Here is a 26,462-nt window from a genome sequence, read left to right as displayed (position 1 = left end):
CGGAAGATCGTCACCGGCGCTTGCCGAGTTCGGCGGCGATGTCCTTGGTCAGACGGCCGACCTTGCGATGGGCCGCCGTCAACTGATCCTTCGTGACGCCCCAGCGCTTCATCCAGTATTCGACCGCCCGCCGCTCGGAGAGATCGAGGCGGTCGAGGTCTATGAAGCCGCGTTTGTCCTTCAGGCCGGCCATCCGGCGCCCTCCGTCAGCGTGCGGCGGTGATGTCCTTGATCAACGCCTGGACCTGGGCCTTTCCGCCTGCGCTCCACACCTGCCGGAGATAGGCGAGGGTGCGAGCCGCGGCGCCGTCCTGCCTCCAGTCGCAGCCGATGAAGCTGCAACCGCGGAAGTCCGGAGGTTCGCCGCCGGCGTAGACGAGGCGGGAATTACGGAACTCGCAATCCGTGAAGACCTCGCCGTCGAGGACGACGGTCTCGTGACTATAGATGACGCCGTCGGGCATGTTCAGCTGTCCTCGGCCCGAGGGTCGGACAGGGTGTCACCCTGATCGGGGGTGGCGGCGCGATCGCGTTCGCGTTGTTCGCGTTTGGCGGCGGCCTTCTCGGCCACCTTGATCGCCTTGAGGCGATCCCGCTCGCGACGCTCGAAATCGTAGTTCGGCTTCCTCGCCATGAGGGCTCCTGGAGTGTCATCGGGCCACGCCCGGTCAGGCGCGGGCCTTGCGGGCGGCGTAGCGCGCATCGCGCTTGGCCTTCTGTTCGGCCTTGGTGAGCGCCTTGCGTTCCTTGCGCTCGCCGCGTTTGGCGTCCAACGAGGCGGCGGCCTCGGCCTCGGCCTGCAGACGCCTGGCGAGGATCGCGTCCTCGGCGGCCTGCAGACGAGCGGTCTTGGCGTCGGCGCGGTCGCGGCGGACCTGCTCCAACTCGGCCTTGCGGCGCGCCGCGGTGGGCTGAAAATCCGTGGCGGCGACGGCCGGACGGGGCCGGAAAGCCGCCAGGAGCGCCTTCTTCGCGTCGGAGGCCGTCTTGAGGCGTTCGGTGAATCCGGTCCGCTGGAATTCGTTCATGCTTCCTCGGGGTTATCGAACTCGGGGGTCGCCGAATCCGGTGGCGCAGAACGATGCGCGGCATAGGCGGCGGCGCAGATGGCCTCGAGGTGCCCGCGGATGGACCGGGGCGCCAGGAGAGCGTCAACCGCACGGCAGCCGTCGGCTTTGAGGCGTTCTTTCAACCGCACGACATCCGGGGCGGCCCCGGCGCGCGCGAGCTGATAGGCGCGTTCGATGGTGGACGTCGTCATAGGGGATCACCGCCGACGCAGACGCCGCCGCGGCGCGGCGGCGTCCGGTCGAGGATTCAGACGGACTGAAGCTGGCCAGCCGACATCTTGCCGCTGCGCTTGTCGCGCTCCAGCTCGAAGCTCAGCTTCTGCCCTTCCGAGAGCGACCCGAGGCCCGCGCGCTCGACGGCGGAGATATGGACGAACACGTCCGCGCTTCCGTCCTCGGGCTGGATGAAGCCGAAACCCTTGGTGGGATTGAACCACTTCACAGTGCCGATAGTCATAGGAATTTCCTTCAGATCAGGAGTGTTGGTGCGTTTCCGACCGGAAACGGCATCAAATTTTCGGAGAGGATCGTGGGAAGTCCGGGCTCGATCCGAAGAACAAGCGTGGAGAGCAACCGAACCAAAACGGAATTTGATTTTGCCTTTCTAGGCGAAAAACACGCCCAGCACCAATCAAATCGCCAATGGCGGGCGAACGGCGACGCCGGGACGCCCCGTTCCGGCGAGCTGAGGCGACTGCGAGGCCCAAGGCGCCCTTGGGTTCCACGCCCGTCTCTGTTAGAGCCTCGGGCCATGACTTCGGTTCGGACGAGCCTGCGAATTATCCGCCCGGCGTGACGCCGCCGGACGTTTCTCCAGCGCGCGCCGGGTAGCACCCGCAACCTCGAACCCTCGGGACCCACTGGACAGAGTTATGGCCGACGACGCCCCCACGACCGCTCGCGACTATCGCGAGACCGTCTTCCTTCCCGAGACGCCCTTCCCCATGCGCGCGGGCCTGCCGCAGAAGGAGCCGCAGATCCTGGCGAAATGGGCCGAGCAGGGCCTGTACCACGCCCTCCGCGCCGACCGGCAGCGGGCGGGCGCGCCGCTGTTCGTGCTGCACGACGGGCCGCCGTACGCCAACGGCGCCATCCATATCGGGCACGCGCTCCAAAAGACGCTGAAGGACTTCGTCATCCGGTCGCGGTTCCTGCTGGGCTACGACGTGGACTACGTGCCCGGCTGGGACTGCCACGGCCTGCCCATCGAGTGGAAGATCGAGGAAGAACTGCGCGCCAAGGGCCGCCGCAAGGACGAGGTCGACAAGGCCGAGTTCCGCAAGCTGTGCCGCGACTACGCCGCCCACTGGCTCGAGGTGCAGAAGCAGGGCTTCAAGCGCCTGGGCGTGCTCGGCGACTGGGAGAACCGCTACGCCACCATGGACTTCTCGAGCGAGGCCGCGATCGTGGCCGAGTTCCACAAGTTCGTGGCTTCGGGCCAGCTGTACCGCGGGTCGAAGCCGGTCATGTGGAGCCCGGTGGAACGCACCGCCCTGGCCGACGCCGAGGTGGAGTATCACGATCACGTCAGCCCGACGGTCTGGGTGAAGTTTCCCGTCACCGAGGGCAGCGACGCGGCCCGCGGCGCCAGCGTGGTGATCTGGACGACCACGCCCTGGACGATCCCGGCCAACCGGGCCGTCAGCTACAACGAGGCGGTCGCCTATTCGGTCTATCAGGTCGAGGCGATGGAGACCGGCCTGGAGTTCGAGCCCTGGGCCCGCCCTGGCGACCGACTGATCGTCGCCGACAAGCTGGCCGACGACGTCTTCAAGGCCGCGAAGATCGCGGAGGCGCGCCGGATCGAGCCGGTGGACTGCCAGGGCATGGTCTGCGAGCACCCGCTGGCCAACCTCGATCCGCACTACCGGTTCGGCGTGCCGCTGCTGGCCGGCGACCATGTCACCGACGACGCCGGCACGGGCTTCGTCCACACCGCGCCGGGCCACGGCGCAGACGACTACCTGGTCTGGCTGGCCCACGGTCATCGCGAGATCCCCGAGACGGTCGATCCCGATGGCGCCTACTACCCGCACGTCGCCCTGTTCGGCGGCCTGAAGGTGCTGGAGACCGAGGGCAAGAAGGCCGGCAAGTTCGGTCCCGCCAATCCGGCCGTGATCGAGAAGCTGATCGAGGCCGGCCGCCTGCTGGCGCGAGGGCGGATGGAGCACAGCTATCCCCATTCCTGGCGCTCGAAGGCGCCGGTCATCTTCCGCAACACGCCCCAGTGGTTCATCCGCATGGACGAGCCGGTGGAGACCCCGCAACTCGGCGGCCGCACCCTGCGCGAGGCGGCGCTGGAGGCCATCGAGGCCACCACCTTCCATCCGGCCGGGGGCAAGAACCGCATCCGCGCGATGGTCGAGAGCCGACCCGACTGGCTGATCAGCCGCCAGCGGGCCTGGGGCGCGCCGTTGGCCATGTTCGTCGACAAGGAGACGAACCAGCCGCTGCATGACCCCGATGTGGACAAGCGCATCGTGGACGCCATCGCCGCCGAGGGCGCCGACGCCTGGTTCAACCGGCCCGTCACCGACTTCCTGGGCGCCCACGATCCCGACCGGTACGAGAAGGTCGAGGACATCCTGGACGTCTGGTTCGACTCGGGCTCGACGCACGCCTTCACGCTCGAAGGCCGCGCCGACACCCGGTGGCCGGCCGACCTCTATCTCGAAGGTTCGGACCAGCACCGCGGCTGGTTCCAGAGCTCGCTGCTGGAAAGCTCGGGCACGCGCGGGCGTGCGCCCTACGACGCCATCCTCACCCATGGCTTCACCATGGACGAGCACGGCGAGAAGATGTCGAAGTCCAAGGGCAACACCGTCGATCCCGAGGTGGTGATCCGCGAGAGCGGGGCCGAGATCATCCGCATGTGGGCGGCGATGATCGACTACGCCGACGACAGCCGGATCGGGAAGACGATCCTACAGACCACGTCCGACGCCTACCGCAAGCTGCGCAACACCGTCCGCTACATGCTGGGCGCGCTGGCCGACTTCTCGCCCGACGAAGCGGTGGAGCTGGAGCAGATGCCGCCGCTGGAGCGCTTCGTCCTGCACCGCCTGTGGGAGCTGGACGGCCAGGTGCGCGCCGCCTACGAGGCCTATCTGTTCCAGGACGTGATCCGGCCGGTGCTGGACTTCTGCCAGAACGAACTGTCGGCGCTGTTCTTCGACATCCGCCGCGACAGCCTCTACTGCGACCGCCCCGACGCGCTGCCCCGCCGCGCGGCGCGCACGGTGATGGACGCGGCCTTCGAACGGCTCACGGCCTGGCTCGCGCCGCTGATCCCCTTCACGATGGAGGAGGCGTGGCTCACCCGCTTCCCCGACGCCCACTCCAACAGCCTGCGGACGATCCCGGCGACGCCGGCCGAGTGGCGCAACGACGCCGAGGCCGAGCGCTGGGCCAAGGTGCAGAAGGTGACTTCGGTGGTCACCGGCGCGCTGGAAGTGGAGCGGCGCGAAAAGCGGATGGGCGCCGCCCTGGAGGCCGCCCCTCGCGTCCACGTCGCCGACGCCGGGCTGCTGGCCGCCTTCGAAGGCCTGGACGCCGCCGAGGTGTTCCGCACCAGCCAGGCGACCCTGGTCGCGGGCGAAGGGCCGGGCGGCGCCTTCCGCCTTCCCGAAGTCGCGGGGGTCGCCGTCGAGCCCCTGAAGGCCGAGGGCAGGAAGTGCGCGCGGTCCTGGCGCATCCTGCCCGAAGTGGGGACCGACCCGCGCTATCCCGACCTGTCGCTGCGCGACGCCGACGCCGTCGCCGCCTGGGACGCCGCGAAGGGTTCGAGGGACGCATGACCGACACCGCCGCTCCGCCCCCCCGCGGAATCACGGCCTGGGGCCGGCGCGCCTTCGCCCTGGCCGCGGCGACCGTGATCCTGGACCAGGTCACCAAATACTGGATCGTCTCGATCCTGGCGCTGCCGGTCGGCGCGACCGTCGAGGTCTTCTGGCCGCTTCAGTGGACCCGGATCTGGAACGAGGGCGTCAGCTTCGGCCTGTTCCAGGCGCAGCACGACCTGATGCGCTGGGCGATGGTGGCGTTCAGCGTGCTGGTGGGCGTGACCCTGGCCGTCTGGGCGCGCAACCAGACCCGGTGGCTTCCGGCCGTGGGCCTGGGCCTCATCGTGGGCGGCGCGCTCGGCAACGCCATCGACCGGGCGTTGTTCGGGGCGGTGATCGACTTCATCGACGTCTCGCGCATCGGATTCTTCCCCTGGATCTTCAATGTGGCCGACAGCGGCATCACCGTGGGCGTCGTCCTGATCCTGCTGGACAGCTTCCGCCGCGAGCGGCCGGCCTGAGGCGGCCGAGACGCCGTCGGGACCTTCGGTCGCCGTTGGCGCGGGCCTCGGGTTGCGCTATTCGAAACCCTGAAAGCGCCCGACCGCCGTTTTCCGGCCACGGGACGGGCGCAGACTGGAAGAACAAGGCGCAGGTCCGCGCCGCAGGAGTCGTCCGAGGTCCATGAGCTTCAATCGCGTGATCGTGACCGCCGGCATGGCCGCGGCCGCCCTGGCGGCAACCGGCGGCCTGGCGGGGTGCCAGTCGACCCAGAAGGCGCTGGGCATGTCCAAGGTGACGCCGGACGAGTTCCGGGTCGTGACCAAGGCGCCGCTGGTGGTGCCCCCCGACTATGCGCTGCGCCCGCCGGCGCCGGGCGAGCCGCGCCCGCAGGAGCTTCAGCCCGAGAGCGCCGCGCGCAACGCCCTGCTGGGCCAGCGCGAAGGCGAGCAGCGCTCCGACGGCGAGAAGCTGCTGGTGGCCAAGGCCGGCGCCGACCGCGCCGATCCGCTGGTGCGCTATGTGGTCGACGACGAGTTCGGCGGCATCGCTCACAAGGAGAAGACCTTCGCCGATCGGGTCATGTTCTGGCGCGGCGGGGGCGCGTCGTCTCCGGCCCAGTCGGGGCTGGACGGCTCGAACGCGCCCGTCGACGCCGCCGCCGAGGCCGAGCGCGTGAAGTCGCTCACCGGCGACAAGCCGATCGTCATCCAGCGCGGCGGGCAGTCCCGCATCAAGCTTCCGGGCCTCTAGAGGCCCGCGGGCGCAAGCGCCTTTCCCCGGCCGGCGGCGCGGGACCGGAGCGCGGCAGGTCCCCGGGACGTCCTTGCGTCTGCGCCGCGCCGGCGCGCGTACGTCCCGATGGAGGGGGATCGGCTGTCTCCCGACGTCGGCGGGCGGCGTAGCGTAGCGCCCCGAGCCTGTTCTCGCCCCCTCCACCATCCGATCCGGCGCCCGCTTCGGCGCCTGTTTGCGGGCGCCCCGCATCCAATCGGCCGCAACTGCGCTATCAAGGCTCGACCATTGCGCCGAGCCGCCCGCCCTTGACCGAAGCCACCCCCGCGAAATCCCGACCCCTGCGCCTCGTGCTGGCGCTGGCGGGCGTGGCGCTCGTGCTGGCGACCGGGCTCACCTGGCTCAACCGCAAGGCCCTAGCGCGCGAGGCGCTGACCGGGTGGCTGCGCTCGAAAGGCGTCGCGTCCCAGGTCGAGGTGCAGGAGATCGGTCCCGGCCGGTTCGCGGCGCGGCTGTGGGTCGGAGATCCCGCGCAGCCCACCTTCCGGGCGGATCAGGTGGACGTCCGCTACCGACTGGGCCTTGGCGGACTGGACGTGCGCTCGGTCGCCCTCCGCAAGCCCGAACTCCGCGCGGCGTTCCGGGACGGTCAGTTGCGGATGGGGCCGCTGGACCCGCTGGTGAAGGAGTTCCTGAGTCGGCCGCCCCGCCCCGACGCGACCCAGCCGCGGATCGACGTGGACGGCGGCGTGCTGGTCCTGGACACGGACTATGGCCCGGTTCGCGCCGTCGCCGACGCCCGCGTGCAGGACGGCCGACTCCAGAGCCTCAGCGCAACCACGGCGCCCGCCAGTCTGCGCGGCCCCGGCTTCGAGGTGGCGACGGGCGCAGGCGTGGTGCGGGAGATCACCCGCGCCGACCGCATCGACCTCTCGGCCACGCTGCCATTCGCCCGCGCCCGGATCGGCGAAGCGACCGCGGAAGACGGGCGGGTCGTCCTGACCCTCCAGGCGCCCTATCCCGACCTGAAGACCCGGAAGGGCGACGGCGCGATCGGCGCCCGGTTCGAGTTCACGGCGGCGTCCGCCGCGAACGCGGGACGCCGGCTGTCGGAGGCCAAGGTGACGGCGACGTTCACGGGTCAGGCGCGGGGCTGGATCCCGGATCTCGCCGTCGAGGGGCGGCTGGCCGCCGACGCCGCGGCGGCGCGCGTCTCGGCGCCCGAAGGTGAAGTCGAGGGCCTGGGGATCGCCCTCGCCTCGGACGCCGTGCGGTGGACCCGCGCAGGTGGAGACAAGGTGAGCGGACCCGTCGTGGCCAAGGCGACGGCCGGGCGCGTCGCGGCGGCGGACCTGGATCTGAAGACGGTCGCAGCCGAGGCCCGGGGGCCGGTCGAGGCCGCCGCGGCGGGCGTGAAGGCCGACCTGACCGCCGCGCTCGCGGCCCGCGGCGCCTGGCGCGGGCTCGGGCCGGCCGTCGCGGGCGACAGCGCCGAAGTCGCGGCGATGAAGCGGGCCGCGCGGGACGTCCGGCTGAGCGCGCCCAGCGTCCGCGTCAGGCTGGACGGCGCGCGCCTGACGGTCGCCCTGGATCAACCTGCCCAGGTCGTGGCGGCCAGCGGCGCGGTCGCACGGCTGTCCGCCCGGCGCGCCGGGACGCCCGTCTTCGGCCCGGACGGGGGAGCCTTCGTCCTGTCGGTGAACGGCGGGGGCCTGCCTCAGGTGGACGCCGAGGTCGCGCGCGTGACGTCGACCGCGAACGGAGCCGTGCTCGACGGACGCCTGCGGGCGGCCGGCTCGTTCGGGTTCCTGCGGGAGGGAAAGGTGGACGCCTCGGGCCGCCTGACCGTGGCCGACGGCGACCTGAGCTTCGCCGCCGATCGCTGCGTCGCCATCGGCGCCGCGGAACTGGACTTCGGCGCCAACGACATCACCGACCTTTCGGGCCGCCTGTGCCCGGCGGGCGGGCCGGTCCTTGCGGTGCGCGGGGGCGGCTGGCGCGTGGCGGGCCGCGCCGAGGGCGTGCGGGCGGCCGCGCCGTTCGTCCAGGGTCTGGTGACCGACGGCGCCGGCCGGGTGCTGGCGCAGGGCCGGGGCGCCGAGGTGACGGCCCGCATCGACGTGACCTCCGCGCGCCAGGAGGACCTGGCGCCCGAGCGGCGGTTCAATCCCTTCCTGATGGACGGGGAGGTGACGCTGTCCGAGTTCATCTGGCGCGCGGACCTCGCCTTCCGCCGCCCGGACGGCGCGCCGCTGGGAACGGCCCTCGTCACCCAGGACGGCCGTCTGGGCCTGGGCGTCGCGGTCATCGAGACCGAGATGCTGACTTTCTCCGAGGGCGGACTCCAGCCGGCCGATCTCTCCCCCCTGGCCGAAGCGGTCGGCGCGCCGGCGGTCGGGTCGGCGAAATTCTCGGGCCGGTTCGACTGGTCGCCCGAAGGCTCGGCCAGTTCGGGCGTCGTCAGTATCCCGGGCCTCGACTTCCGCAGCCCCGCGGGACCGGTGAAGGGGCTGCGGGGCCAGATCGCCTTCTCCAGCCTGGCGCCGCTCAAGGCCGCGCCGGGCCAGGAGCTGGCGGTGGACGAGGTCCAGTCCATGGTCGTGCTGAGCGCGCTCACGGCGCGCTTCGAGCTGGCCGACAACCTTCTGAAGGTCGAGGGCGGCGAGGCGAGCGTCGGCGGCGGCAAGGTGCGGGTCGAAACGCTGGAGGTGCCGCTGGCGCCCGGCGCGCCGACGCGCGGGGTGCTGATCGTCGAGGGCGTGCAGCTCCACGACATCGTCGAGGCCTCGCCGTTCGGCGACAAGGTGGATCTGGACGCCAAGGTCAGCGGCCGCATCCCGTTCGAGATGGCCGGGTCCCGCATCCGCATCTCGGGCGGCGAACTCCATGCCGACCAGCCGGGCCGGCTGTCGATCGACCGCGCGGCCCTGACGGGAGTCGCCGCCGGCGGCGTGCCGGCGGACGCCGCGCCGCCCGGCGCGCCCGACCCCAACGAGACCTTCACCGACTTCGCCTACCAGGCCATGGAGAACCTGGCGTTCCAGACCCTCGACCTGACGCTCGCCAGCCGCGAGGACGGCCGTCTGGGTCTCCTGTTCCACATCGTCGGCCGCCACGATCCGCCGCAGAAGCAGGAAATCCGCCTGACCCTCATGGACCTGATCCAGCGCCGCTTCCTGGGCCGCAAACTGCCGCTGCCCTCGGGAACGGGCGTGAACCTGACCCTCGACACCACATTGAACCTGGACGATCTCGTCTCGGACTGGATGGACTTCCAGAAGGCGCGCAGTTCAGGTCCCGTTCAGCCCTGAAGCTTCAGATTTGGAGACATGATGAGGAATATCGCCCCATGAGGATCGCCGCCGCCAAGGCCGTCGTCGTGCCCGCGCTGGCCAGCCTGGCGCTCGCGGGCCTTTCGGCCTGCGCCCCGACCGTGCGGGTCGAGGTCGCGCCCATCACCATCTACGCGAAACTGGACGCCAACGTCCGGCTGCAACTGGACGAGGACGTCAAGGCCCTCATCCAGAAGAACCCCAACCTCTTCTGACGGGAGAGGAGACCGACAGATGCAAAAGACCGATTTCTTCAACGTAGGCGCCGCCGTTCTGGCCGCCCTCACCCTCGCCCAGCCGGCGGTCGCCCAGTCGGCCAACAGCAAGTCCGTGGTCGACGCGGCCAAGGCTCAGGGCGTGGTCGGCGAACAGGCCGACGGCTTCCTCGGCTTCGTGAAGCCGGCGTCCGACCCCGCGATCCAGGCGGCGGTGGCCGAGATCAACGCCGGCCGCGCCCAGCTCTACCGCGAAGCCGCGGCCAAGAACGGCGTGTCCGAAGCCGCGGCGGGCGCATCGGCCTACAACACCGTCGTCCAGTCGCTCCTGAAGCCGGGCGAGTACTACAAGCCTGCGGGCGGGGCCTGGACCCGGAAGTAGGGTTTCGGACCCCGGCGGCGCGGGCGCCCGCCTTCCAGGCGGCGCTCGCCGCCGCGCGTCCTTTGGCGGTCCTGCGCACAGCGAGTCCCGTGGACACCGACCATCGCTTCTGGTATCAGCCCGCCCTCAAACCCGAAGGGTAACACCTTCGGGCGATCCATTTTTGCACGCTCGCCGCCTTTCAGCCGGCGGAGGCGGGCGGCTAGCGTAGGCAGGAGAGGTTCCTCTGGTTCAGATTTTCGTCCGCGACAACAACGTCGATCAGGCCCTGAAGGCGCTGAAGAAGAAGATGCAGCGCGAAGGCTCGTTCCGCGAGATGAAGCGGCACGTCCACTACGAAAAGCCCTCCGAGAAGCGCGCGCGCCAGAAGGCCGAAGCCGTCCGCCGCGCCCGGAAGCTGGCCCGCAAGCGCGCCCAGCGCGAAGGCCTGATCGCCGCGCCGAAGAAGCCGTCGCGGTAAGTCCTTGGGCCACCACGGGCCTAAAAGCTGGCACGAATGATGCTTATCTGAAGGGCTGCGCCGCCGGCGCGGCCCTTTTTGCGTATCTGGTCATGCCGCGGTGTAGGGTCGCGGCGTCAATGCGCCGAATGGCATGTCGTCGGTCGGCGTCCTATCTGTGGTCTGACATGCGCCGCTTACCTGGGAACGGTCGTCTATGAACATGCGCACTCTCGTGATCTGGGGCGTCGTCGTCGTCGCCCTGGTCGGCCTCTACAGCATGATGGCCGGCGGCACCCGCGCCAGCGCCCAGGCGGCCGAGGTCACCTATTCGCAGCTCCTCCGGAAGGTGGATTCCGGCGAGGTGAAGAAGGCGATCATCCGCGGACCGGTGGTCGAGGTGACCGACCAGTCCAACCGCACGTTCTCGACCGTCACGCCCAGCAACCAGGACGATCTCGTCCGCCGGCTCGAACAGCAGGGCGCCGACATCTCGGTCAAGGGCAGCGGCGGCAATCTTCTGACCAGCCTGTTCCTCAACATGCTGCCCATACTGCTGCTGATCGGCGTCTGGATCTTCTTCATGCGCCAGATGCAGGGCGGCGCCCGCGGGGCGATGGGCTTCGGCAAGTCGAAGGCCCGCCTGCTGACCGAGAACAAGAACCGCGTCACCTTCGAGGACGTGGCCGGCGTGGACGAAGCCAAGGAAGAGCTTCAGGAGGTCGTCGACTTCCTGAAGGACCCCCAGAAGTTCCAGCGCCTCGGCGGCAAGATTCCCAAGGGCGCGCTGCTGATCGGCCCGCCCGGCACGGGTAAGACCCTGATCGCCCGCGCCGTCGCCGGCGAGGCGGGCGTGCCGTTCTTCACCATCTCGGGCTCGGACTTCGTGGAGATGTTCGTCGGCGTCGGCGCCAGCCGCGTGCGCGACATGTTCGAACAGGCCAAGAAGAACGCCCCCTGCATCATCTTCATCGACGAGATCGACGCCGTCGGTCGTCACCGGGGCGCGGGCCTGGGCGGCGGCAACGACGAGCGCGAGCAGACGCTGAACCAGCTCCTGGTCGAGATGGACGGCTTCGAGGCGAACGAAGGGATCATCCTGATCGCCGCCACCAACCGTCCCGACGTGCTGGATCCGGCCCTGCTGCGTCCCGGCCGCTTCGATCGCCAGGTCGTGGTGCCGAACCCCGACATCAACGGCCGCGAGCGCATCCTGCGCGTCCACATGAAGAACGTGCCCCTGGCCGCCGACGTGGACGTCAAGGTCGTGGCCCGCGGCACCCCTGGCTTCTCCGGCGCCGACCTGGCCAACCTGGTCAACGAAGCCGCCCTGATGGCCGCGCGCAAGAACCGCCGCATGGTCACCATGCGCGACTTCGAGGACGCCAAGGACAAGGTCATGATGGGCGCCGAGCGCCGCTCGATGGTCATGACCGAGGACGAGAAGAAGCTGACCGCCTATCACGAGGGCGGCCACGCCCTGGTGGCGCTGAACGTCCCGGCCACCGACCCGGTGCACAAGGCCACGATCATCCCGCGCGGCCGCGCCCTGGGCATGGTCATGCAGCTCCCCGAGCGCGACAAGTTCTCGATGAGCTACGAGCAGATGACCTCGCGGCTGGCGATCCTGTTCGGCGGGCGCGTGGCCGAGGAACTGATCTTCGGCAAGGAGAAGATCACCTCGGGCGCCAGTTCCGACATCAGCCAGGCCACCAAGCTGGCCCGCGCCATGGTGACCAAGTGGGGTTTCTCGGACCGCCTGGGCGCGGTGGAGTACGGCGAGAACCAGGAAGAGGTGTTCCTGGGCCATTCGGTCGCGCGCAACCAGAACGTCTCGGAAGAGACCGCCAAGATCATCGACGAGGAGGTCCGCGGCCTTGTGGAGGCCGGCGAGAGCGAGGCCCGCCGCATCCTGACCGAGAAGATCGAGTCCCTGCACGTCCTGGCCAAGTCGCTGCTGGAGTACGAGACCCTGAGCGGCGAGGAGATCGTCCAGGTGCTGAACGGCGTCGCGCCCACCCGCACCGACGCCGATGTCCGCAAGCCTGCCGGCCCCGCGGTCGCGGTGCCCATCTCGCCCCGGCCCAGCGCCGAGCCGGCGTAACCGCCGGCGACGGCACGACCCGAAACGGAACAGCCCGAAGCAGAACAACCAGGGGGCGGTCGCTGCGAGGCGGCCGCCCTTTGGTTTGGCCGGCGTCGCCCGCACCGGGACAGTCGCTTGGAGCCGGCCGCGTTTCGTGGCGAAATGGCCGCCCTGGCCCCGCGTTCCAGTTCCGGGAATCGCCGCAGGAGTGACCTCAGCCCTATGGAAGCAGATGCCCGACGGTAGCCCGCGCACGGTCCGCGCCGACGCCCGGTTCGGCCAGGGATTCCTGACCGACACCTGGTATCTGGCGGCGCTGGACCGGGACCTGAAGCCCGGGCGGCCGATCCACATGGACCTGCTGGGCGAACCGGTGGTGCTGGGCCGCTCGCCGGGCGGCCAGCTCTTCGCGCTGCGCGACGTCTGTCCCCACCGCGCCGCGCCGCTCTCGGCCGGCGCGTTTCATCGCGACGCCTTCGGGGTGGAGAGCATCGCCTGCCCCTATCACGGCTGGCGCTTCCGGGCCGACGGCGCCTGTTCGGCGATCCCCTCGCTGACGGCGGACCAGACGATGGACGTCGCGCGAATCCGCGTGCGCCGCTATCCGATCGTCGAGAGCCAGGGCCTGATCTTCGTCTGGGTCGGCGGCGCGCCCGAGGGCGAACCCGACCACCCGCCGCCCACCTTCCCCGGCGTGGTGGGGGGGGCGCCCAAACTGGTGGACCGTATGGTCTTCGACGCCCACATCGACCAGGCGGTCGTGGGCCTGATGGACCCGGCCCACGGGCCCTATGTGCATCGCCAGTGGTGGTGGCGGACGGCCGCCAGCATGCACGACAAGGAAAAGCGGTTCGAACCGCGCGAGGCCGGCTTCGCCATGGTGAGACACGCGCCGTCCAGCAACAGCCGCGCCTACGCCATCCTGGGCGGCCGCCCCGAGACCGAGATCGTGTTCCGCCTGCCGGGCCTGCGCTGGGAGCATGTGACGGTGGGAAAGCGGCAGGTGCTTTCGCTCACCGGCCTGACGCCGCTGGACGCCCACCGGACCCAGGTGAGCCAGATCGTCTGGTCCGACCACCCGGCCCTGGGCCTCCTCAAGCCCGTGGTGGGCGTGATGGCGCGCACGTTCCTGCGCCAGGACGCGCACATGGTCGAACTCCAGAACCAGGGCCTGAAGCACGATCCCACCCTGCTGTGGATCGACGACGCCGACCGCCAGGCCAAGTGGTACCAGGCGCTGAAGCGGGAATGGGCGGCGAGCCGCCGCGAGGGCCGGCCGTTCGAGAATCCCGTCAAGCCGGCGACCCTGCGGTGGCGCAGCTAGGCCCGCGCCGGGCCTCGATCCGCCCCACAGGCGCCTGGGCAGGCGCTTGGGCCGGCGCCTGTGCGGTGGCGCTGGCCGCATCGCTCGGCGCAGGCGCGGCGCGGGCGACCGACCACTGCGCCGCTCCCGGCTGGACCGCCGCGGCCGAAGCCAACGCCGGATCGCTCGAGACCCTGGTCTGGGCGCCCTTCGGCCGTGCGGAGACGGGCTGGGCCGCCTATGCGCCGGCGCTGTCCCAGACGCTCGCGACACGCTGCCCGCCGGGCAGCGAGGGCTTCGCCGCGGCGCTGGCGGCCTGGCAGGGGCGCGAAGGCCTGCCCGCCGACGGCCTGATGACTCCTGTCGCCTTCGAGGCCTTCCGCGTCCGGTCCCAGGCGGCGCGGCCGTTCGTGGCCCGCGTGGCGGCCGGCGCGTGTCCCGAGACCGCCGAGGTGATCGCCGCCTTCCGCCCGGCCGAGGCCCTGGGCGACAAGGCCGTCTGGGCGCATCCCGCGGCGCTGGACGCCTGGCGGCGCATGGTCGCCGCCGCCCGCGAGGAGGAGCCGGCCATCGCCGCCGACCCGGATGCGCTGCGCCCCTTCTCCGGCTATCGCAGCCCGACCCTGGACGCCGCGCGCTGCCTGGCCGAGGGGAACTGCGACGGGATCGCCCGCGCCCGCTGCTCGGCGCACCGCACCGGCATGGCCCTCGACCTCTACGTCGGCCACGCGGAGGGATTCGGCGCCGATTCCACCGCCGCGCCCAGCCGCCGGCACATGAGCGGCACAGCCGCCTACGGCTGGCTGGTCGCGAACGCCGCCCGGTTCGGATTCGTGAACTATCTGTTCGAGCCCTGGCACTGGGAGTGGACGGGACGCGCGCCCTGACGTCCAACCTGAAGCTGCCGCCAAAGGACGGCGTGGACAGTGGACGGCGTGGCCGCACCGGCCTTACGGTCCCGCCCCATGACCATCACCACCCTGAACGGCGTCACCCTCGCCTACGACGACATCGCCCCGCCGGGCGGCGCGCAACGGACCGTGCTGCTGCTGCACGGCTTCGCGTCCAACCGGGCCGAGGGCTGGAAGCGCACCGGCTGGTACACGGCCTTCGAACGGCGCGGGACCCGGGTGATCGCCCTGGACCAGCGCGGCCACGGCGAGAGCGTCAAGAGCCACGACCCCGCCGACTACGGCCGCCAGAATCTGGCCGCCGACGCGCTGGCGCTGCTGGACCACCTGGGCGTCGGGCGCTGCGACGTGTTCGGCTACTCGATGGGCACGCGCACGGCGATGCAGCTCGCCCTGGACGCCCCGGATCGGGTCTCGAACCTCGTGCTGGGCGGCGTCGGCGGCAAGCTGTTCGATCCGCCGCGGCCCGGCGCCGCCGAAGCGATGGCCCAGGCCATGGGGACGGACGACCCCGAGACCATCGAGAACGACTTCCTGAAGAGCTTCCGCCACTTCGCCGACGAGCAGGGCGAGGATCGGAAGGCCCTGGCCGCCTCGTCGGCCGCGGTCAGCCCGCCTCTGGATCGTGCGGCGCTGGGCCGCCTGCCCATGCCCGTGCTGGTCGTGGCCGGCGCCCGGGACGACCTGGCCGGCGATCCGGCCGAGCTGGCCGCCGTCTTCCCCTATGGCAAGGGCAAGAGCCTGCCGGGCTGCGACCACTTCTCGGCCATCCCGCACGGAGCGCTGAAGGCGGCGGTCCTCGACTTCCTGGACGGCATCCCCGACGAGGACGACTTCCCGCCGTTCGAATGAGCCGTCGCCGGACCTACCGCGCGTAGCTGTAGGCGCCGCCCTTCTCCAGGGCCGCCTTGTAGGCCGGACGCGTCTGGAAGCGCTTCACCCAGGCCTCGATGTTGGGATACTGGGGCCGGCGGCCGAAGACGCCCGCGATCTCGCCCACGAAGCTCAGGTTGATGTCGGCGCCGGTGATGTCCTCGCCCACCAGCCAGTCGCGGCCGGCCAGCGACCGGTCGATATAGCCCAGGTGATTGGCCAGCTCGCTCTCGATGCGCGGCTGGAGCGGCGCGGCGGCTTCGCCCAGGCGGCCCGTATAGAGCATGAGCATCAGCGGCAGCATCGCCGAGCCCTCGGCGTAGTGGAGCCATTGGCTGTAGGCCTCGTACGCGTCGCTGCCAGTCGCCGGGATCAGCCGCCCGCCGCCGTGCCGGCGCAGGATGTAGTCCACGATCGCCCCGGACTCGTGCACGGTGCGCCCGTCGTCGGTGATCACGGGCGACTTGCCCAGCGGGTGCACCGCCGAGAGTTCGGGCGGCGCCAGGCGGGTTGTCGCGTCGCGCTGATAGAACTTGATCTCGTAGGGCGTCCCGAGCTCTTCGAGCAGCCAGAGCACGCGCTGGGAACGGGAGTCGTTCAGATGTTGGACGACGATCATGGAGCGCTTCCTCGGATTGCGGCTGGCGTAGAAAAGCGGCCTGACCTGACGCAACGCAAGCGTGGCATAAGGCCGGCATGACCGTCACGCCATCTTCCCTCATCCTGCCGCACCTCCCCCGGCTCCTGGACGACGCCGCGGCGGAAGCGGCGAGCCTCGCGTCGGCCATCGGCGCCGCCGTGTCCGGACGGGTGCTCCGCGACGGCCGGGTGGACCGCGCCGCCGTCGACGCCGAGCAGCATGCGGCGCACGGCCTGGCCTGGGCCGCGGCCTACGCCGAGACGCTGCGCCAGACCGCGGCGTGGGCGCACGCGCTGGAGGCCGAGGGTCGGCTGACCGAGGCCGAGGCCCTGCCCGCCCAGCTCCTGGCGCACGAGTACCTGAGCCAGCTGCAGGGCGGCGTCCCGATGAACCAGGGCGAGATCTTCCGCCCGGCCGACGTCTTCGCCCCCGCCGAGCGGCTGAGCCATGTCCTGGGCCGGCTGCGGCCCGGCGCGTCGCAGGCGGTCAAGCACAGGATCGTCGAGCTGCTGGAGCAGGCCCGCGGACGCCCGTCGCTGGAGGCCAGCGGCCTGGACGAGACCCTGGAGGCGATCCGCGACCAGTTCCACGCCTTCACCGAGGAGAGGATCGTCCCCCACGCCCACGGCTGGCACATGCGCGACGAGCTGATTCCCCTGTCCCTGCTGCAGGAGCTCGGCGACCTGGGCGTCTTCGGCCTGACCGCGCCCGAGGCCTGGGGCGGTTCGGGCCTGGGCAAGGTGGCCATGTGCGTCGTGTCGGAAGCCCTGTCGCGGGGCTGGATCGGCACAGGGTCTCTGGGCACCCGCTCCGAGATCGCCGCCGAGCTGATCCTGGCGCACGGCACGCCGGCCCAGAAGGAGCGCTTCCTGCCGTGCATCACCGCCGGGACCACCATTCCCACCGCCGTCTTCACCGAGCCCGAGGCCGGGTCAGACCTCGGAAGCCTCCGCACCCGCGCCGTCCGCGAGGGCGACGTCTGGAAGGTCTACGGCGCGAAGACCTGGATCACCCACGCCGCCCGCGCCGACCTGATGACGCTGCTGGTCCGCACCGATCCCGACAGGAAGGACCATCGGGGCCTGTCCATGTTCCTGGCCGAGAAGCCGCGCGGGACCGAGGGCCAGCCCTTCCCCGCGCCCGGCATGACCGGCGGCGAGATCGGGGTCATCGGCTATCGGGGCATGAAGGAATACGAGATCGGCTTCGACGGCTTCGAGGTCCCGCACGCCAACCTGCTGGGGGGGCAGGAAGGCCAGGGCTTCGTCCAGCTCATGGCCACCTTCGAGAGCGCCCGCATCCAGACCGCCGCCCGCGCCCTGGGCGTGGCCCAGAACGCCCTGGACCTGGCGGTGGACTACGCCCTGACCCGGCGCCAGTTCGGCGAGCCGATCGCCCGCTTCCCCCGGGTGGCCAACAAGCTGGCCATGATGGCGGCCGAGATCCTGGGCGCGCGCCGCCTGGCGTGGTTCGCCGCCCGCGCCAAGGACGAGGGCCGCCGCTGCGACCTCGAGGCCGGGATGGCCAAGCTGACCGCCGCCCGCATCGCCTGGGCCGCCGCCGACAATGCGGTGCAGATCCACGGCGGCACGGGCTTTGCGGTGGAGACGCCGATCAGCCGCGTGCTCGCCGACGCCCGCATCCTCAACATCTTCGAGGGGGCCGGCGAGATTCAGGCCCAGGTCATCGCCAGGCGCCTGCTGGAAGGCGCCAACTGAGGTCGCCCGAAGGCGCCGCGGGGCCGGCTCAGGGGAGACTCAGGACACCGCGGCCTGCCGAAGGAGTTCCTTGGCGATGACGATCTGCTGGATCTGGCTCGTGCCCTCGTAGATCCGGAACAGGCGGACGTCGCGATACAGGCGCTCGATCCCGTAGTCGGCCACATAGCCCGCGCCGCCGAACACCTGGACGGCCCGGTCGGCCACCCGCCCCACCATCTCGGTCGAGAAATACTTGCAGGCCGCGCAGTCCAGCACGACCGCCGCGCCGGCGTCGCGCCGGCGCGCGGTCTCCAGCACCAGGGCGCGGGCCGCCATGTACTCGGTCTGCGAATCGGCGATCAGGCCCTGGACGAGCTGGAATTCGGCGATCGGGCGCCCGAACTGCCGCCGTCCGGCGGCGTAGGCCAGCATGTCGCCGATGAGGCGCTCGGCCACCCCCGCGGCGACGGCGGCCAGATGCAGGCGGCCGCGATCCAGCACCCGCTTGGCGATCTGGAACCCTTCGCCCTCGGCCCCCAGCCGGTTCGAGGCCGGAACCTCCACGTCGTCGAAGACCACGTCGCACACGTGGGTGCCATGCTGGCCCATCTTCCGCTCGGGCCGGCCTACGGAGAGGCCCGGCGACGCGGCCGGGACCAGGAAGGCCGAGACGCCGCGCGCGCCCGAGCCCTCGTCGCCGGTTCGGGCCATCACGGTGAAGAGCCCGGCCCGGTCGGCGTTGGTGATGAAGCGCTTGGCGCCCGTCAGGCGATAGGTGTCGCCCTCGCGGACGGCGCGGGTGCGCACCGCGCCGCCGTCCGACCCCACCTCGGCCTCGGTCAGGCAGAACGCCGTGATGATCTCGCCGCTGGCGATGCGCGGCAGCCACTCCATCTTCTGCGCCTCGGAACCCACCATCACGATCGCCTGGCTGCCGATCCCGATGTTCGTGCCGAAGCAGTTGCGGAACGCGGGCGACGCGGCCCCGGTCTCGAAGGCGATCCGGCACTCGCCCTCCATCGACAGGCCCAGGCCGCCATAGGCCTCGGGCACGGACAGCCCGAACAGGCCCAGGTCGCGCATCTCGGCATAGACCTCATCGGGCACCCGGTCGTCGGCCGCGACCACGGGCTCCAGTGGCCGCAGGCGCTCGCGGAAGAACCGGCGAACCACGGTGACGAACTGGTCCAGGGTGGCGTCGTCGATCGACGGCGTCTGCGACATGTCGCGGCCTTCCTCTGAGAGCGGTTTGTGGAATCTCGGGGCGGGAAACTGGCGCCTCAGTCACCCTGGAACTGCGCGGCGCGACGCTCGAAGAACGCCGCCACGCCTTCGCGGTAGTCCTGGCTGCGCGCCGTCAGCAGGTACTGGTCGCGGTCCATGTAGATGCTCGCGTGATGCGTCGCGGCGCTGATGGCCGAGACCGCCTCCTTGGTCATGCGAACCGGCAGGGGCGGCAGGCCGGCGACCTTGGACGCCCACGTCCGGGCCGTGGCCAGGGCGTCGCCCTCTTCCGACAGATCGTCGCACAGGCCCCAGGCCAGGGCGGTTTCGCCCTCCAGCGCTTCGCCGAACATCACGAAGCGTTTGGCCCGCGCCGGCCCGGCCAGCGCCACGAGCCGCGGCAGCGTCCGCCAGCTCATGTTGATGCCCAGGGGCGCTTCGGGCAGGCGCAGGTAGGCGGTCCGCGACATCACGCGGAAGTCGCAGGCCAGCGCAAGCGCACAGGCGCCGCCGATGCAGTAGCCCTCGATGGCCGCGATCGTGACCGCCTCGACCTCGTCCCAGGCCTGGCAGAGGTCGGGGCCCGCCATGATGGCGTTGCGGGCGCTCATCAGGGGGGGTTGCGAAATCCGGTCGCGGACGCTGTTGAGATCGGCCCCGGCCGAGAAGTACCGATCTGCGCCCGTGAGGATCACCGTGGCGACGTCGGGGCGGCGGCGGAGCAGCCGGGCCGCAGCCGTCAGTTCCTCCAGCGTCGCGGTGTCCAGCGCGTTGCGGGCTTCCGGCCGCCGGATCGCCACCTCCACCGTCGGGCCGTCGCGCGTGATCGCCAGGGACGCCCAGCGGGCGTCGAACAGGGGATCGTCGGTCATGCAGGCTCCTCGGGCGGCCGGGTCGATGGCGAAAAGGGCGGTGGGCGCGGAAGGGGAGGGCCGGCGGCTAGACCGGCCGCTCGCCCTTGATGGTGACCCGGTGTCCCGAGCGACGGTGGGGCCAGTAGTCCCAGATCGCATGGTGCTGGGCGCAGCGGTTGTCCCAGAAGGCGATGGCGTTCGGCTCCCAGCGGAACCGGCACTGGAACAGGGGGTGCTGGAGGTGCTGGTAGAGATAGCGCAGCAGCGCGTCGCTCTCGTCCCGGGGCAGGCCGACGATGCTCGTCGTGAAGGCGGGGTTCACATAGAGGCTGCGCCGCCCGGTCCAGGGATGGGTGCGCACGACCGGGTGGATCGCGCGCGGGTAGGTCGGCTTGTCGGCCACGCCGAGGTTCGCATAGAGCCCACGATAGACATGCTCGCCGTCGTGCACGGCGGTGAGGCCCTCCAGATGCGCCTTCATCCGGTCCGAGAGCGCGTCGTAGGCCGCGTACATGTTGGCGAACAGGGTGTCCCCGCCCTCGGGCGGGCACTCCCGGATCAGCAGGATCGAGCCCATGGGCGGCTCCTCGTCGCACGAGACGTCGCTGTGCCAGCCCTCGCCGTTCGCACGCTCGGAGTTCTCGTCGGCCTCGATGATCATCAGCTCGGGATGACCCGGCACGTGGGGCGCCGCGGGGTGGGCGTGCAGGTCGCCGAACCGGCGGCCGAAGGCGAGCTGCTGCTCGGGGGTGATGTCCTGGCCGCGGAAGAAGATGACGAGACCATCCTCGAGCGCCTGGCGGACCTCGCCGAAGACCTCGTCGGACAGCGGCTGCGAAAGATCGACCCCTTCGATCTCGGCGCCGATCAGCGGCGTGACGCGCCGGATGTGGATGTGCCGGAAATCGCTGGCGCGGCCGGATGCGTTGCGCACACGCGGACCTTTGGCGGTGCGGGCTTCGACCTTGAAACTCATGAACGTCCTCCGGCCTCAGGCCAATCGTCGATTATTGACATCATAGGAGAGATACGGCCGCCGCGACAGCGGTGATGAACGCCATGCCGCAGGACGAGAGCACCAGCGGTCCCGGGCCCTGGTCGAACACGGCCCGCACCGGCAACGTCAGGCCCAGCCCCGCGACCGCCGCCGCCAGGGCGAGGTCCGACAAGGCCTGGCCCGGAGGCCTGAGGGAGGCGGGGGCCAGGCCCAGGATGCTGACGATGGCGACGCCGAAGAACGCCAGCACGAACAGCGGCGCGCGCACCCGTCCCAAGGAACCGGGTCCCAGCGAATCCCGTCCGCGGAACGCCAGCGCCGCCATCAGCACCACCGGAACCAGGAACAGCACGCGCGTCAGCTTCGTGGCCACGGCGACGTCGCCGACCTCGGGCGAGAGCGCATAGCCGGCGCCCACCACCTGGGCCACGTCGGCGATCGACGCGCCCAGGAAGAAGCCCGCCTGCCGGGCGTCGAATCCGAACAGGACCGCCAGTCCCGGAAGGGCGATCATGGCCACGGTCGAGAAGACGGTGGCGGCCGCCACCGCCACCGCGGCCTGCCGCTCGCGTTCGGGCGACGCCGGCATGACGGCCGAGACGGCCAGGGCCGCCGCCGCGCCGCAGATCGCCGTGGACGCCGCCAGCACGGCGCTGAACCGGGGATCCAGGCGCAACGTCCGGCCCAGGCCCAGCCCGAAGGCCAGGGTCGCCGCAACCAGGCTCCCAAGCAGCGCCACCGTCGGCCACCCGACGGCGCTCGCGACCTCGGCGTCCATGCGCAGGCCCAGGAGCACCACCCCCACCCGAAGCAGCGGGCCGGCCGCCAGGCGGGCGCCGGGCGCGAGATCGACTCCGACAGCCACCGGACGGACCAGGACGCCGGCCGCCAGGGCCAGCAGCGGCGCCGGCAAGGCCGTGAAACGCGATATGGCGATGGCCAGCGCACCGAGCCCTAGCGCCATCGCACAGCCCGGCCCGACCCGACGCAACGCCAGCCATCCCGCCCAACTGTCCGATCCGCCGCTCACGCCGCCTCCTGAGGGACCACCCTAGGGAACGCACTTCTATTGTCAATAATTTACATCTGAACTCGAGACTTTGACGCCTGGACCTCGGCCCCAGTGACAATGGCCCCTTTCGCAGCCGCGCGAGGTTCCGCTAACTTCCGCCCGACGGAGGAGGCGTCGACCGACCGAGCCATGGATCCTGAAGACGCTGCGGAATACATAGTCCAGCAGGTGTTCGGCGGCGCGTTCGCGCCCGGCGCCCGACTGACCGAACGGGATGTCGCCGACGTCTGCGGCGGCACCCACGCCTTTGCCCGCAACGTCATTCACCGGTTGCAGATGCTGGGCGCCGTACGCTTCAGCTCGCGGCGCGGCGCGACCATCCTGGGACCCTCTGACTTTCGAATCGAAGAGGTCGAGCGGGTGTGGCAGGTGCTGCTGAACCTGCTTCAGGCCAAGGCGGACAGGGCCTTCAAAGGCCCGGCCCGCGGCGGCGATCGGTACGCCCAGCTGCTGGCGACCCGATCCGAGCTGGAGCGCCTCGGACAGCGCGCCCAGGACCCGCGGCTGAGCGAACTGCTCCAGCGGGTCGCCCTGCAGCGCCTTCTGCTCCAGGGCGCGGCATGACCGAGACGCAGCGGTATCTCAAGGCGACCGCCCACCTCGGCGCCGGCGCGCAACGCTCGTCGCCGAACCTGGCGCAGCAGATCGCCGATCGCCTGCGCGAACGCATCCAGTTCGGCGAGATCAAGCCCGGCGAGCGAATCCGGGAGGTGCCACTGGCGGCGGAATTCGACGTCAGCCGCGGCCCGGTCCGCGACGCCCTGAAGCTTCTGGAGCGTGAGCGCCTCCTGCGGCTGGAAGGCCGGGCGGGCGCCGTGGTCCGCGAGTTCACGGCCGAGGAACTGACCTCGATCTTCCACATCCGCGCCGACCTGAGCGGCCTGGGGATGCGGATGGCCGCGGAGACGGAACCCCGGCCTGCCGAGGCGCTGGACGCCCTGGACGCCGGCGTGGCGCTGCTGCGGAGCATCGCCGACGACCCGGACGGCCCGGTGGCCGACTACATCCAGGTGCGCCGCCGGATCTCCGAGATCATAAACCGCATCGGACGCGCCTCGTACCTGGCGCACATCCTCGTGGACTTCGAGCGCGAGATCGCGGCGCCCTGGGCCGGCGTCTTCGGCAAGGGTCGCCAACATCGGTCCTCCGACACCTGGGCCCGGATCGTCCGGGCCGTCCGGGACGGCGACGCCGAGGCGGCCGACGCCGAAGGGCGCCGGATCGTGCTGGAGTCCCTGGACGAGATCCTGCGCCTGCGGAACGAAGCCTGAGCCGGCGCCGGATCGACCGGCGCCGGAGAGAGGCCCGGGTCAGAACCGCCGACGCAGGCCGATCTCGACCACGCGCCCCAGCGGGCTGCCCTGGGTGTAGTCGTAGTTGTACTGGCTGCGCGCGAACGGCGGGTCCTTGTCGAGGATGTTCTTCACCGCGACGGTGACACGGGTGTCCCAGCCGACCGTCCCGGCATAGATCAGGTCGTGCTGGATCTCGTCCTTGGTCCGGAGCGTGGGCGCGCCGGTCACGAGGTTGTCGGTCCCCTCCTGGAAGCGCGTGACCCACCGCAGGTTATGGTCGCCGCGATTGTAGTTGATGCTGCCGATCAGCTTCAGGCGCGGGTAGGAATAGAAGGCGTTCAGCAGTTCGCTGGTCCCCGCGCGATTTGCCGCCGGGGTGATCAGGAAGCCCTCCGGCGCGACCACATCGCCCCGCTTGTAGGCGATCAGGTATGTGCCCTCGGCCGCGAACGACAGCTCGCCGTCGGCGAACGGCATGTCGTAGCGCAGGCTGAAGTCGACGCCCGAGGTGTCCACGTCGGGGCCGTTGATCAGGTTGGTGCGGACTCCCAGCAGCTTGGCCGGCGTGCAGTCGTCGGTGGTCGGATCACCGTCGTCCGAGAAGGTGAAGCGCGCCCGCAGGACGGCGTTCGCACAACCCCATGTGGCTGGAGACGTCCCCGGGAACATCGTCGAGACCACCCGGCCCGCGACCTCGTTGGTCAGTTCGTTGCGGAAGGCGATCTTGTAGTAGTCCACCGTGGCCGAGAAGCCGCCCGCCCGCACCACGAGGCCGGCGTTGTAGGTCGTCGCCTTCTCCGGCGTGAGGCCGGGGTTTCCCGCCACGTCCACGGTGCGATAGAGCGCGCCCACCCCGGGAAGATTGAACAACGAGACGCTGCGGATCGATCCCGGCGACAGCGCCGTCTGGTCGGGCGCGCGGAAGGTGGTGCCGACCGACCCGCGCACCGCCAGCCACGGCGTCGCCTGCCAGCGGGCCGACAGCTTCGGATTGGTGGTCGAGCCGAAGGCGCCGCCGAAACGCTCGTGACGGACCGCCCCGGTGATCTCGAAGTCGGTCGTGATCGGGAGCCTCAGCTCGGCGAAGCCCGCCGTCACCCTGCGGTCCACGTCGATCGGCGCCGAGGCCGAGACGAAGGTGAACGGCCCGGTGCCGCCGGTGCAGAGCGGGAGGCCGTCTCCGTAGGGAAGACTATCCACGCACGGCGTGGCGCCCAGATCCGCCGAGGACCTCAGGAGCGTCGAGTCATAGCGCCACTGGCCGCCCACCGCCCAGGCGACGGCGCCGCCCGGCAGCGTGATCGGCGCTTCGCCCGACAGCACGGCGTCGGCGGTGAAGAGCTGGTTCACGGACCTGACGAAGGTGTTCTCCTCGATCCAGCCCCAGACCTCGGCCGAGTTGGCGGCGGCGGGCGCATGGAACGGATTGCGCTCGCCCGTGATCGGATTGCCCGGGTAGGCGTTGGCGAACGGATTGAAGTACTGGCACGCGCCGACGCCCGGCGTCCCGGTCACGGGGTTGCAGCCCGGCCCGCCCAGGCCCCGCAGCGCCAGCTGCAGACGGCTCACCGACGTGCCGGGACCGTTCTCGGCATAGCCCTCGGCCCGCATGTAGGTGACGCCCGCATCCCATTTCGCGTTGAGGACCGGCAGCCGGCCCTTGAAGCCGCCGGCCACCCGGAACGCCTCGGCCTGGCGCCTCTGAAGCGCCGCCCCGCCCGTCAGCGGATTGCCGCCGAAGCCCAGGGGCCGCCACAAGGTGGGCGACGCCACCACCCCGTTGGCGGCGGCGTTCGTGCAGACGGGCGCGCCCAGTCCGGGGCAGTTCTGGGCCAGGAAGGCCACGAGGCCGGGGTTGGTGTTGGGCACATAGAAGCGCGACTGCTGGTTCAGGCCCACCGCGGGATAGGGCGACGTGCCGCCGCCCGGCGAGCCGCCCGACGCCGCGATGGGCGATGGGAACTGCGTGGTGGAGCTGGCGGCCATGACCCGCTCGTGCGGCACGACGCGGCGGACCCACATCGCCTCGCCGTGGAACTCGAGGTCGTCGGCGAGGTCGAAGTTCACCTCTCCATAGAGCTGATAGTGATGCTCGTCGTTGACGAGGTTGTCGCTGATCGTCGGGTGATAGCGGCATCCGGCCGCCGGCGAGGCGGGGTTGGCCAGGACGCCGCCCAGCTCCACGCAGCCGTTGTCCAGGAACGACGTGGCGAAGGCGCCGCTGGCCAGCTGCGCCGCCGTACCCGTCAGGAAGACGCCGGGGGTCGAGGCCGTCGACCATCCGGCCGCGTTGATGTCGGGCGTCCGCATCGACCATTCGTCGCGGTCGATCAGCCAGAGTTCGCTGCGGCGGCGATAGCCTGCGGTCAGCAGCAGGTTCCCCCGGTCGTTGCGCCAGCCGTACGCGCCGTTGACGCCGTAGTCGCCGTTGGACCCGCGGACGAACCCGTAGCTCGCATCCAGCTCCAGGCCTTCCAGGTCCCGGCGGGAGAGGAAGTTCACCACCCCGCCGACAGCTTCGGACCCGTAGGTCGCCGCCGCCCCTTCACGGAGCACCTCGATCCGGCCGATGGCGGCCTGCGGAATGAGGTTGATGTCCACGGCGCTGGAGACCGACGGCGCGGCGCTGGGCGCATAGGCCAGTCGCCGGCTGTTGAAGAGCACCAGTGTCCGCGCCGCGCCGAAGCCGCGCAGGTTGACCGTCGCCGCGCCGGCCGTGCCGCCGAGGAAGCGGTTGCTTTCCCCCACGACGCTCCCGGACGCCCCGATCGTCTTGATGAGTTCGACCATCGTGGGCGCGCCACGCTGTTCCAGCTCCTGGGCGGTGATCACATCGACCGATTGCGCGCCGCCTTCGGGCGTCCCGGCCAGGAAGGTGCCGGTGACCACGACCTCCTCGACATCGGTCGCCGCGTTCTGCGCCCAGGCGCCGTCCGCGGCCGCGAGGACCGCCAGAGCCGACACGCCCAACCCCAAAGCCCACCTGTTCATCCTGCCCTCCCTGATTTTTGTAAATTAATGACAATGAAGCGCAGAGGGTCAATGTCGATG

General features: G+C 70.9%; 26 protein-coding genes. 14 read left to right on the top strand and 12 right to left on the bottom strand.

The window, feature by feature from the left end:
- Positions 1-10: 10 nt before the first annotated feature.
- The 6 genes from ABS78_RS12935 to ABS78_RS12910 are packed head-to-tail and all read right to left on the bottom strand — an operon-like array spanning position 11 to position 1,527.
- Entirely contained in the window at positions 11-193 is a 183-nt protein-coding gene (locus tag ABS78_RS12935; RefSeq protein WP_293379630.1) for a DUF3606 domain-containing protein, read from the bottom strand.
- 13 nt (positions 194-206) lie between these two features.
- Complete coding sequence (locus ABS78_RS12930; protein WP_293379628.1) at positions 207-464, bottom strand: hypothetical protein; 258 nt, start codon at positions 462-464, stop codon at positions 207-209.
- A gap of 2 nt (positions 465-466) precedes the next feature.
- Positions 467-634 carry a hypothetical protein gene (locus tag ABS78_RS12925; RefSeq protein WP_293379626.1) on the bottom strand — a complete coding sequence of 56 codons (168 nt, stop codon included), beginning with the start codon at positions 632-634 and terminating at the stop codon, positions 467-469.
- A 34-nt stretch (positions 635-668) separates the two neighbouring features.
- A complete protein-coding gene (locus ABS78_RS12920) occupies positions 669-1,028 on the bottom strand; it encodes a DUF6481 family protein (RefSeq protein WP_293379624.1) in 360 nt (119 codons plus the stop codon).
- Complete coding sequence (locus ABS78_RS12915; protein ID WP_293379622.1) at positions 1,025-1,261, bottom strand: hypothetical protein; 237 nt, start codon at positions 1,259-1,261, stop codon at positions 1,025-1,027. The genes ABS78_RS12920 and ABS78_RS12915 overlap by 4 nt, the downstream gene beginning before the upstream one ends.
- Before the next feature lie 56 nt (positions 1,262-1,317).
- The gene (locus ABS78_RS12910) at positions 1,318-1,527 is read right to left on the bottom strand and encodes a cold-shock protein (RefSeq protein ID WP_293379620.1); all 210 of its coding nucleotides are present in this window, start codon (positions 1,525-1,527) and stop codon (positions 1,318-1,320) included.
- 415 nt (positions 1,528-1,942) lie between these two features.
- Between ABS78_RS12910 and ileS the strand changes: the two genes are divergently transcribed.
- The 11 genes from ileS (at position 1,943) to ABS78_RS12855 (ending at position 15,608) form a co-directional block, all read left to right on the top strand.
- Complete coding sequence (gene ileS / locus ABS78_RS12905) at positions 1,943-4,867, top strand: isoleucine--tRNA ligase (protein ID WP_293379618.1); 2,925 nt, start codon at positions 1,943-1,945, stop codon at positions 4,865-4,867.
- Positions 4,864-5,373, top strand: coding sequence for a signal peptidase II (lspA, locus tag ABS78_RS12900; RefSeq protein ID WP_293379616.1), 510 nt, complete (start codon positions 4,864-4,866; stop codon positions 5,371-5,373). Before ileS ends, lspA begins: the two co-directional genes overlap by 4 nt.
- A 163-nt stretch (positions 5,374-5,536) precedes the next feature.
- Positions 5,537-6,106 carry a DUF3035 domain-containing protein gene (locus ABS78_RS12895; protein WP_293379614.1) on the top strand — a complete coding sequence of 190 codons (570 nt, stop codon included), beginning with the start codon at positions 5,537-5,539 and terminating at the stop codon, positions 6,104-6,106.
- 290 nt (positions 6,107-6,396) lie between these two features.
- Positions 6,397-9,399 carry a YdbH domain-containing protein gene (locus ABS78_RS12890; RefSeq protein WP_293379612.1) on the top strand — a complete coding sequence of 1,001 codons (3,003 nt, stop codon included), beginning with the start codon at positions 6,397-6,399 and terminating at the stop codon, positions 9,397-9,399.
- Between the two features lie 38 nt (positions 9,400-9,437).
- Positions 9,438-9,635: a YnbE family lipoprotein gene (locus ABS78_RS12885; protein ID WP_293379610.1), complete on the top strand. Its 198-nt coding sequence runs from the start codon at positions 9,438-9,440 to the stop codon at positions 9,633-9,635.
- A 19-nt stretch (positions 9,636-9,654) separates the two neighbouring features.
- Entirely contained in the window at positions 9,655-10,017 is a 363-nt protein-coding gene (locus tag ABS78_RS12880) for a YdbL family protein (RefSeq protein WP_293379608.1), read from the top strand.
- Between the two features lie 226 nt (positions 10,018-10,243).
- Positions 10,244-10,477 carry a 30S ribosomal protein S21 gene (gene rpsU, locus ABS78_RS12875; RefSeq protein ID WP_111275467.1) on the top strand — a complete coding sequence of 78 codons (234 nt, stop codon included), beginning with the start codon at positions 10,244-10,246 and terminating at the stop codon, positions 10,475-10,477.
- A 196-nt stretch (positions 10,478-10,673) separates the two neighbouring features.
- Entirely contained in the window at positions 10,674-12,560 is a 1,887-nt protein-coding gene (ftsH, locus tag ABS78_RS12870; protein ID WP_293379606.1) for an ATP-dependent zinc metalloprotease FtsH, read from the top strand.
- A 214-nt stretch (positions 12,561-12,774) separates the two neighbouring features.
- Positions 12,775-13,866 (top strand): aromatic ring-hydroxylating dioxygenase subunit alpha, encoded by a 1,092-nt coding sequence (locus ABS78_RS12865; RefSeq protein ID WP_293379604.1) that lies wholly within the window; start codon positions 12,775-12,777, stop codon positions 13,864-13,866.
- Positions 13,854-14,732 carry a D-alanyl-D-alanine carboxypeptidase family protein gene (locus ABS78_RS12860; protein ID WP_293379602.1) on the top strand — a complete coding sequence of 293 codons (879 nt, stop codon included), beginning with the start codon at positions 13,854-13,856 and terminating at the stop codon, positions 14,730-14,732. The genes ABS78_RS12865 and ABS78_RS12860 overlap by 13 nt, the downstream gene beginning before the upstream one ends.
- Before the next feature lie 78 nt (positions 14,733-14,810).
- Positions 14,811-15,608, top strand: coding sequence for an alpha/beta hydrolase (locus ABS78_RS12855; protein ID WP_293379600.1), 798 nt, complete (start codon positions 14,811-14,813; stop codon positions 15,606-15,608).
- A 13-nt stretch (positions 15,609-15,621) separates the two neighbouring features.
- On the opposite strand, the gene ABS78_RS12850 is transcribed toward ABS78_RS12855, so the two are convergent.
- Entirely contained in the window at positions 15,622-16,248 is a 627-nt protein-coding gene (locus tag ABS78_RS12850) for a glutathione S-transferase family protein (RefSeq protein WP_293379598.1), read from the bottom strand.
- Positions 16,249-16,325: 77 nt separating this feature from the next.
- Here ABS78_RS12850 and ABS78_RS12845 point away from each other — a divergent pair, with 77 nt between their 5' ends.
- Complete coding sequence (locus tag ABS78_RS12845; protein WP_293379596.1) at positions 16,326-17,987, top strand: acyl-CoA dehydrogenase family protein; 1,662 nt, start codon at positions 16,326-16,328, stop codon at positions 17,985-17,987.
- A gap of 39 nt (positions 17,988-18,026) precedes the next feature.
- Here the strand turns inward: ABS78_RS12845 and ABS78_RS12840 are convergent, their stop codons facing one another.
- From ABS78_RS12840 to ABS78_RS12825, 4 genes are all read right to left on the bottom strand, one after another.
- Positions 18,027-19,193 carry an acyl-CoA dehydrogenase family protein gene (locus ABS78_RS12840; protein WP_293379594.1) on the bottom strand — a complete coding sequence of 389 codons (1,167 nt, stop codon included), beginning with the start codon at positions 19,191-19,193 and terminating at the stop codon, positions 18,027-18,029.
- Between the two features lie 56 nt (positions 19,194-19,249).
- Positions 19,250-20,065 carry an enoyl-CoA hydratase/isomerase family protein gene (locus tag ABS78_RS12835; protein WP_293379592.1) on the bottom strand — a complete coding sequence of 272 codons (816 nt, stop codon included), beginning with the start codon at positions 20,063-20,065 and terminating at the stop codon, positions 19,250-19,252.
- Positions 20,066-20,132: 67 nt separating this feature from the next.
- A complete protein-coding gene (locus ABS78_RS12830; RefSeq protein ID WP_293379590.1) occupies positions 20,133-21,023 on the bottom strand; it encodes a TauD/TfdA family dioxygenase in 891 nt (296 codons plus the stop codon).
- 40 nt (positions 21,024-21,063) lie between these two features.
- Positions 21,064-22,074 (bottom strand): putative sulfate exporter family transporter, encoded by a 1,011-nt coding sequence (locus ABS78_RS12825; RefSeq protein WP_293379588.1) that lies wholly within the window; start codon positions 22,072-22,074, stop codon positions 21,064-21,066.
- Between the two features lie 171 nt (positions 22,075-22,245).
- On the opposite strand from ABS78_RS12825, the gene ABS78_RS12820 reads away from it, so the two are divergent.
- Positions 22,246-22,680 carry a GntR family transcriptional regulator gene (locus ABS78_RS12820; protein WP_293379586.1) on the top strand — a complete coding sequence of 145 codons (435 nt, stop codon included), beginning with the start codon at positions 22,246-22,248 and terminating at the stop codon, positions 22,678-22,680.
- Positions 22,677-23,387 carry a GntR family transcriptional regulator gene (locus ABS78_RS12815; RefSeq protein ID WP_293379584.1) on the top strand — a complete coding sequence of 237 codons (711 nt, stop codon included), beginning with the start codon at positions 22,677-22,679 and terminating at the stop codon, positions 23,385-23,387. Before ABS78_RS12820 ends, ABS78_RS12815 begins: the two co-directional genes overlap by 4 nt.
- A 39-nt stretch (positions 23,388-23,426) precedes the next feature.
- On the opposite strand, the gene ABS78_RS12810 is transcribed toward ABS78_RS12815, so the two are convergent.
- Positions 23,427-26,402, bottom strand: a complete 2,976-nt coding sequence (locus ABS78_RS12810) for a TonB-dependent receptor (protein WP_293379582.1) — start codon at positions 26,400-26,402, stop codon at positions 23,427-23,429.
- Positions 26,403-26,462 lie beyond the last annotated feature (60 nt).

Source organism: Phenylobacterium sp. SCN 70-31 (genome assembly GCF_001724605.1).
Lineage (GTDB): Bacteria > Pseudomonadota > Alphaproteobacteria > Caulobacterales > Caulobacteraceae > Phenylobacterium.
This window is presented reverse-complemented; position numbering and strand designations above follow the sequence as displayed.